Source organism: Marinobacter sp. B-21 (genome assembly GCF_056857895.1).
This window is the reverse complement of sequence record NZ_JBSXNZ010000025.1, coordinates 1-2,200: the sequence shown is the minus strand read 5'-3', so window position 1 is coordinate 2,200 and position 2,200 is coordinate 1. Positions and strand designations below refer to the sequence as shown.

Sequence of the window (2,200 nt, the reverse complement as noted above, 5' to 3'; positions counted from 1 at the left end):
CAACAGCGGCAAGCACTTCCCAGTGACCTTCCGCCACTTTCACAAACTCCACTCGATCTCCAGGGCCAACCTTCATGTCGGTGCGGACGTTAGCCGGGATCGTAATTTGTCCTTTACTGGTAATCGTTGCTGTAGTCATTTTACCTTTCCTTTTATCAAAATCCTTACTATAGGTAAGGTATCAATTACCTGAATCAGTGACTTCATTCCCAATATAGCCGGCAGGGCCCTGATTTATCCAGACCAAGCCGCTTTTTGAAGCGACTCGTGCCAGAGGAGCCGTCTTTGAGGGTAAGTTCGTGATCTTGTCGCTGATAACGGCGACGAATTGATTAATGTTCGATCAGGCTCCGGTATTCAGGCAAGAGCAGCCCGCCCCACGCGAGATGGCGGGATGATACCGGGTAACGGAGTAGGTCGATGAGTCTATCCGGACGCGGTAAGGTCTCGGTAGAGATCCCGATAAACACCAAAGCCCGGGCAGTGTCGACCAAAACGCAGCAACCACTGGCGGCCACTGTGGATCAGGCGGCAGGCCATATACACCAGCTCCTGCATGACCGTTCTCAGGCGGCGGCGTTTGGCCGGGTGGCGCACTGGCGCATCCGGGCCGGTGAGCCTCAGTCCCATCCAGCGCAGCAGGTTGTAACCCAGTGTTGCAAAAGCCATCACCAGGTTATTGGTGTCGAACTTGCCCGAGGGTAAACGCTCCAGATCCAGATCGGTCTTGAACTCACTGTGGAATTGTTCACTGGTGGCATGATCGCGGTACAGGTCCATGACCTGCTGCTCGTCTGCCACGCTGGCAGGCAGGGAGGTGACCCAGCCTTCCAGGCTGACTTCCGGCTCCAGATACAGTTGCCCTTGGGGGTCACTGGTGCGGACCATCACCTTGACGATTCGGCGAACCCCAGGCTCGTCCGGCAGTTCCTCAGACAGGACGGCTTCCATCTTGCCGTGACGATTCAATGTCCAGGCTTTTTGGGATTGGGCCTTGTCCGCCCACATCAAAGGATCCTGTTTGCGGGGGTTCCATTTGATCAGAAAATCGACGTGTTCCTGTCCACGCAGAAAGTTCCGGTTCTCACGGGCGTCATGAGCGCTGTCCAGACGCAAAAGAAGGGGCGCGGTCGTCAGTGCACGGGCCCGTGGCAGGATACGCTTCAGGGTGTCCACAAATTCCTTGTTGGCATGTTGGCTGCCGGGGCGCAGTTCGCAGCCCAGGCACCAGCCTTCCTGGCCCAGGTAGGCCGCGATTGGTGCATAGCCGTCATAGCCTTTGTAGGTGTAACTGACACCCTCCTTGTGGGTCTGGCTGTTGTCCATGGGAAACACATCCATGTCCAGCGCTACATGCCCCATCGCAAGCGGGGTAACCGGGGCCTTGATGGTCTCTAAAAACTCAGCGCTGGCGTCGTTCAGCAGGGGCGTCAACTGCGCAGCATCTTCATCAAAGCGTTGTCGCAACCGGGCTGAGGACGGTGATCGCTTGATCCCCATGGCCGACTTGAAGAAGGGATCCGGGCGCACCGTTTCAGCCGCCGCGAAGTCGCTTTTGCCCACGCAGATCAGCCCCAAATAAGTCCGCTGGAGATCGATGTTCGGGATGCCGTGACGTTTGACGACCGTACGGGCCGTTTTCGTCAACGAGGTATGCTGGTTAAGGCAATGTCCCACCAGGGCGAGTCCGCCGTGGGGTGTATAGACTTCGGTTTCGGATTGCTGGAGAATGAAGTAGGCATGGGCCGATGCACCGACTGGGTGAATGGATTTTAGGTGCAATTATAGCTCTGAAAGCCTTGCTACTAAAGGCTTTCAGAGCTGCTTGAGGCGGGCGAAGTCACGGATCCAGGCTTCTGCTAACATTAGCGCTATAATAACAAAAAATATCAAAATTATAGTTGGCCAATATGACGGAATCGTGAACAGAGGGCGCGCCGGATGACCGGTCCCGGAGCGTGTAAACCGCCTGCAATCCGCGTTGGAACGCCGGGAAGGCCGCTGCACTTCCCCGTGGCCAGCACTGAAGAAAACTTAACGAAGAACTCTGTACAGGAGATAGCTAGTTTCTATCCATAAACATAAAGGACTGATATTAAACAGGAAAATCAGGAAACAAAGAGAGAAACCTCCAGCGGAAAATGGTATTCTTTGTCGCAAGCCATTGAAACAAAAGAAAAACCAAAAATCCGCGGAGGTA

At 54.9% G+C, this 2,200-nt stretch carries 2 protein-coding genes; both read right to left on the bottom strand.

Annotated features, from left to right (window positions below; all coding sequences use genetic code 11):
• On the bottom strand, window positions 1–139 hold a 139-nt coding region (locus AC13C0_RS00650; protein WP_482953755.1), incomplete at its 3' end, for an AbrB/MazE/SpoVT family DNA-binding domain-containing protein.
• 287 nt (window positions 140–426) lie between these two features.
• Complete coding sequence (locus tag AC13C0_RS00645) at window positions 427–1,767, bottom strand: IS1380 family transposase (protein ID WP_482953754.1); 1,341 nt, start codon at window positions 1,765–1,767, stop codon at window positions 427–429.
• Window positions 1,768–2,200 lie beyond the last annotated feature (433 nt).